A 5,160-nucleotide genomic window follows, 5' to 3' on the forward strand; every position below is an offset into this window, starting at 1 on the left:
ATCCGCGATTCGCGCGCCTGACCGAAGCCTGCCAGCAGAAGGGCCACGACCTGGTCGCCCTGCAGGGCGCGGCACTCCGCCTGCAGCGCGGACTTGCCGCTGCGGATCAGCTCGCTGCGCAGGCTGATCGGACCGCTCGCCGCCGGGCCTACGAAGGAAATGGCGGCCGAGCGCAGCGGCCGTCCGGCGGCCACGGTCTGCTCCAGATAGGTCTGCATGAGCGCGGCCACCAGCCCGCCGAAAGTGGCGCGTCCCTGGGCCCAGCCGGCCGGGATGTCGGCGCCGGCGCTGCCGACGCTGGCCAGGATGTCGTGCAGTCGCGTGCTCATGAAGGGGGGCTCCTGTGCGGGCGCGGGGTACGGTGTCCCGCAGGCGTGATGAGGCGGCCGGCTGACGATGCCGGATCCGGTGTCATGCGGTGAACAGCGGCCTGCCGGCCATGGCCATGGACAGGCGCAGCAGCGCATCCCAGGCACGTTCCGGCGACTGTCCCTTGATGGCCTTGTCGATGTCGATGAGTCCGCTGCTCATGCGCTGCAGCCGCGCCAGCGGGAGACGCCGCAGCGCCTGCTGGGCCGGTCCCTGGCGCTTGGCCCAGAAGCCGAGCTGGCCCAGCAGCTGCGGCGACGGGCTGCGCAGGCCCTGGCTGTGCATCTGCTCGGCGGCGAGCGTGAGCCCGCGCAGGTCCTTCTGCAGCGCCCACAGCACCACCGACTCGGCCTGTCCTTCGGCCTCCAGGCCGAGGATCAGGCGTGCCACGCGCGGGGCATCGCCGAGCAGCACGGCATCGGCGAGATCGAACACCGAATAGCGGGCGCTGTCGCTGACCATGGCGGCCACGGCCTCGATGTCGATGTCACCGCCGTCGTGCAGCAGGCGCAGTTTCTCCAGCGTCTGCGCGGCAGCGAGCAGGTTGCCCTCGGTGCGTTCGGCCAGCAGCTGCTGCGCGTCCGGCTGCAGGCGCAGGCCGAGCTGGCGTGCGCGCGTCTGCAGCCAGCCGGGCAGGGCGGCGGCATCGACCGGGTAGAAAGTCACGATCACGCCGGCGGCATCGAGCGCGGTCAGCCATTTGGCTTTCTGCGCGGCGCCGTCGAGCTTGGGCAGGGTGATCACCAGCACGGTGTCTTCAGGCGGTCGCGCGGCCAGCGTGATCAACGCCTCGGCGGCGCTGGCGTCGGGCTTGCCGCTGAAGCGCAGTTCGAGCAGCTTGCGCTCGGCGAACAGCGACAGCGACTGGCAGCCGGCCAGCAGGTCGTTCCAGTCGAAGCCGCGCTCGACGCCATGGCGCTCGCGCTCGCCGTAGCCCTGGGTGCTGGCGGCGCGGCGCAGGGCGTCCGAGGCCTCCTGCAGCAGCAGGGGTTCGTCGCCGGTGAGCACGTAGACCGGCTGCAGCGGTTCGCGCAGGTGCGCGTCGAGCTGTTCGGGGCGCAGCTTCATGCGGGAGCTCGCCGGCCGCCGTCAGGGAGCCGGCGAACCGGCGGTGCCTGACGTGCCGGCGGGCGCGGCATCTTCCGCCAGATCGGACGGCTTGATGCGCGAGAGCTGCATGAGCACCTGGGCGACCGCCTGCTGGCGCAGGTCGTCGATCAGCATGTTCTCTTCCTCGTATTTGCCGACGATGCGCGTGTTGTCGAACTGGTAGGTGCGGCGCAGACGAATGGTGCGCTCGGCCGTGGCCGGCATGCCGCTGGCGTGGCGGAGCTGGAACACCAGCTCGTAGAACAGCGTGTATTCGGCGGCCTTGGCGCGGCTGTCGATGGTGGTGGTCTGGCGGTTGATGCGCTCGGCGCTGACCTGCAGGCGCAGCGGCGCGTTGGCCTGCACCTGCGCACCCATGCGCTGGATGCCGGCGGTGAGGTCGCGCTCCAGCGTCACCACCTCGGTGTCGACGGTGATGGGGTCGAGCAGTGCCGGCAGCGCGTGCTGGCCGCGCAGTTGGAAGCCGCAGGCGGTGATCGCCAGCGTCATCAGGATCAGCCACAGGTTGCGCATGCCGCTCTCTCCGCTTGTGTCGTCGTGCCGCGGCGCCCGGACCGGTGCCGGGCGCTGTCGTCAGACCACGATATTGACCAGTTTCTGCCGGACCACAATCACTTTCTTCGGCGCCTTGCCTTCCATGAAGCGCAGGGCGTCCGGATTGGCGAGGGCGGCGGCTTCGATGCTGGCCTGGTCGGCATCCGCAGCCACCTCGATCTGGCCGCGCAGCTTGCCGTTGACCTGCACCACCAGGGTCAGCGAGTCGCGGGTCAGGGCTTCGGCGTCGACCTCGGGCCAGCGCGCCGCCGGCAGGCCGCCGGGCTCGCCCAGCGCCGGCAGCAGGGCATGGGAAATGTGCGGCACGATGGGCGCCAGCAGCACCGTCACCGAGCGCAGCACTTCGCGTTCCAGCGCCAGCGCCTGCGGCGCGTCGGCATCCTGCTTCTGCAGCGCGTTGAGCAGCTCCATGACGGCGGCGATGGCGGTGTTGAAGGTCAGGCGGCGGCCGTAGTCGTCGCTGACCTTGGCGATGGTCTCGTGCAGCTTGCGGCGCAGCGCCTTGCCGTCCGCGTTCAGCGCGGCCTTGTCGAGGGCCGGCGCGTCACCGCGCGAGACATGCGTGTGCACCAGCTTCCACAGGCGGCGCAGGAAGCGGCTGGCGCCCTCGACGCCGGCGTCGGACCATTCCAGAGACTGCTCCGGCGGCGCCGCGAACATCATGAACAGGCGCGAGGTGTCGGCGCCGTACTGGTCGATCAGCGACTGCGGGTCGACGCCGTTGTTCTTCGACTTCGACATCTTCTCCATGCCGCCGTGGATCACCGGCTGGCCGTCCGCACGCAGCACGGCGCCGATGATGCGGCCCTTGTCGTCGCGGCTGAGGTCGACGTCGGCGGGGTTGATCCAGTCCTTGGCGCCGCCGTCGAGGTCGCGGTAGAAGGTGTCGGCCACCACCATGCCCTGGGTGAGCAGGTTGCGGAAGGGCTCGTCGCCGCTCACCAGGCCTTCGTCGCGCATGAGCTTGTGGAAGAAGCGCGCGTACAGCAGGTGCAGGATGGCGTGCTCGATGCCGCCGATGTACTGGTCCACCGGCAGCCACTGCTGGCTGGCGGCCTTGTCGACCATGCCGGTGTCGCACTGCGGCGAGGCGTAGCGGGCGTAGTACCAGGACGACTCCACGAAGGTGTCCATGGTGTCGGTCTCGCGCCGCGCCGCGCTGCCGCAGGACGGGCAGGTGGTCTCGTAGAAGGAGGGCATCTTCGCCAGCGGCGAGCCGGCGCCGTCCGGCACCACGTCTTCGGGCAGCACCACCGGCAGCTGGTCGTCCGGCACCGGCACGTCGCCGCAGGCCGGGCAGTGGATGACCGGGATCGGGCAGCCCCAGTAGCGCTGGCGCGAAATGCCCCAGTCACGCAGGCGGAACTGGGTCTTGCGCGCGCCGTGGCCGGCGGCTTCGAGCGCGGCGACTATGGCGTCGAACGCGGCGCCGAAATCGAGACCGTCGTACGGGCCGCCGGCGGTGACCAGGCCGGCCTTGTCGGCGTACCAGTCCTGCCAGCTGCCGGCGTCGAAAGCGCTGTCGCCGGCGGCCTGGCGGTAGACCGGCTCGATCGGCAGGTCGTACTTGTGCGCGAAGGCGAAGTCGCGCTCGTCGTGCGCCGGCACCGCCATGACCGCGCCTTCGCCGTAGCCCCAGAGCACGTAGTTGGCGACGTAGACCGGCAGCCTGCGGCCGTTGAGCGGATGGATGACGTACTGGCCGGTGGCCAGGCCCTTCTTCTCCATGGTGGCCATGTCGGCCTCGGCCACGGAGCCGGCCTTGCACTCGGCGATGAACGCCTGCAGTCCGGCATCGTTCTCGGCGGCGCGCTGCGCCAGCGGATGCTCGGCGGCGACGGCGACATAGGTCGCGCCCATCAGCGTGTCGGGACGGGTGGAGTAGACCTTGAGGCGGCCGGCGACACCGACGCTGGCCTCGTCGTAGTCGAACTCGATGTCGGCGCCGAAGCTCTTGCCGATCCAGTTGCGCTGCATGGTCTTGACCTGCTCCGGCCAGCCGTCCAGCGTGTCGAGGTCGTTCAGCAACTGCTCGGCATACTGGGTGATGCCGAAGTAGTACATGGGGATCTCGCGCTTCTCGACCAGCGCGCCGGAGCGCCAGCCGCGACCGTCGATGACCTGCTCGTTGGCGAGCACGGTCTGGTCAACCGGGTCCCAGTTCACCGTGCCCGACTTCTTGTAGATCACGCCCTTGCGGAACAGGCGGGTGAACAGCCACTGCTCCCAGCGGTAGTAGTCGGGACGGCAGGTGGTGACTTCGCGCGACCAGTCGATGCCGAGACCGAGCGACTTCAGCTGGCCCTTCATGTAGTCGATGTTGGCGTAGGTCCAGGCCGCCGGCGCCACGCCGTTCTTCATGGCGGCGTTCTCGGCGGGGAGGCCGAAGGCGTCCCAGCCCATGGGCTGCAGCACGTTGAACCCGTTGAGCTGCTTGTAGCGGCTGATCACGTCGCCGATGGTGTAGTTGCGCACATGCCCCATGTGCAGCTTGCCGCTGGGGTAGGGGAACATGGACAGGCAGTAGTAGCGCGGCTTGTCGCTGTGATCATCGGCGCGGAAGGCGTCGGCGCGGTTCCAGTCGGCCTGGGCGGCGTTCTCGACGGTGCCCGGCTGATATTGCTCTTGCAGTTGCTCTGACATAGGTAACTCGGGGGTTCGCGCGGCGTGCAGATGCCCGGTGCGGGCGCAAACGCGAAGGATACCGCAGTCAGGGCGCGGGTGTCAGGGCAGGACGTCCGCCCGGACGCCCGGAGCGTGCTCCTGGCGCCTGCCGGAGGCGGGTGCCGTGCCGGGGAGCAGGGTGCGCTGGCCGGCACCGATGGCCGCCGGCCGCTTCAGTGCCCGTGCCATGTCGAGGTAGTTCTCGGTCAGCCGCGCTGCCTCCGCGCCGAGGTCGAACAGCGCCGGGTTGAACAGCCAGATGTCGAGCAGGCCGACGATGTAGGAGCGGAACAGGTGGCTGGCCATCTTGATGTCCATGTCTTCCGGCGCCTCGCCCAGTGCCGTGGCCATCTGCCAGTGGTAGCGCAGGAACGCCTCGCACTCGCGCTCGATGAGCTCGCGCCGTTGTCGCAGGCGATCGCCGTGCTCGGCGCCGTCGCTGCGGTGCATGAGGATGACGTA

At 69.7% G+C, this 5,160-nt stretch carries 5 protein-coding genes; all 5 read right to left on the minus strand.

Translation table 11 applies throughout. From position 1 onward, the window contains the following. Nucleotides 1–329: acyl-CoA thioesterase domain-containing protein (locus C5O18_RS06300; RefSeq protein ID WP_162495438.1), on the minus strand; the 329-nt coding region annotated here is incomplete at its 3' end. Between the two features lie 82 nt (nucleotides 330–411). Continuing rightward, on the minus strand, nucleotides 412–1,437 hold the full coding sequence (holA, locus tag C5O18_RS06305) for a DNA polymerase III subunit delta (RefSeq protein WP_105192473.1): 1,026 nt from the start codon (nucleotides 1,435–1,437) through the stop codon (nucleotides 412–414). A gap of 21 nt (nucleotides 1,438–1,458) precedes the next feature. Further along, entirely contained in the window at nucleotides 1,459–1,992 is a 534-nt protein-coding gene (locus tag C5O18_RS06310; RefSeq protein WP_105192475.1) for an LPS-assembly lipoprotein LptE, read from the minus strand. 60 nt (nucleotides 1,993–2,052) lie between these two features. Next, a complete protein-coding gene (gene leuS / locus C5O18_RS06315) occupies nucleotides 2,053–4,677 on the minus strand; it encodes a leucine--tRNA ligase (RefSeq protein ID WP_206389762.1) in 2,625 nt (874 codons plus the stop codon). Between the two features lie 81 nt (nucleotides 4,678–4,758). Continuing rightward, nucleotides 4,759–5,160 (minus strand): TetR family transcriptional regulator C-terminal domain-containing protein (locus tag C5O18_RS06320; RefSeq protein ID WP_420884477.1); only part of this gene is annotated, 402 nt, incomplete at its 5' end.

It is taken from the genome of Amnimonas aquatica, from assembly GCF_002943415.1.
In the GTDB taxonomy this organism is placed as follows: domain Bacteria; phylum Pseudomonadota; class Gammaproteobacteria; order Pseudomonadales; family Moraxellaceae; genus Perlucidibaca; species Perlucidibaca aquatica_A.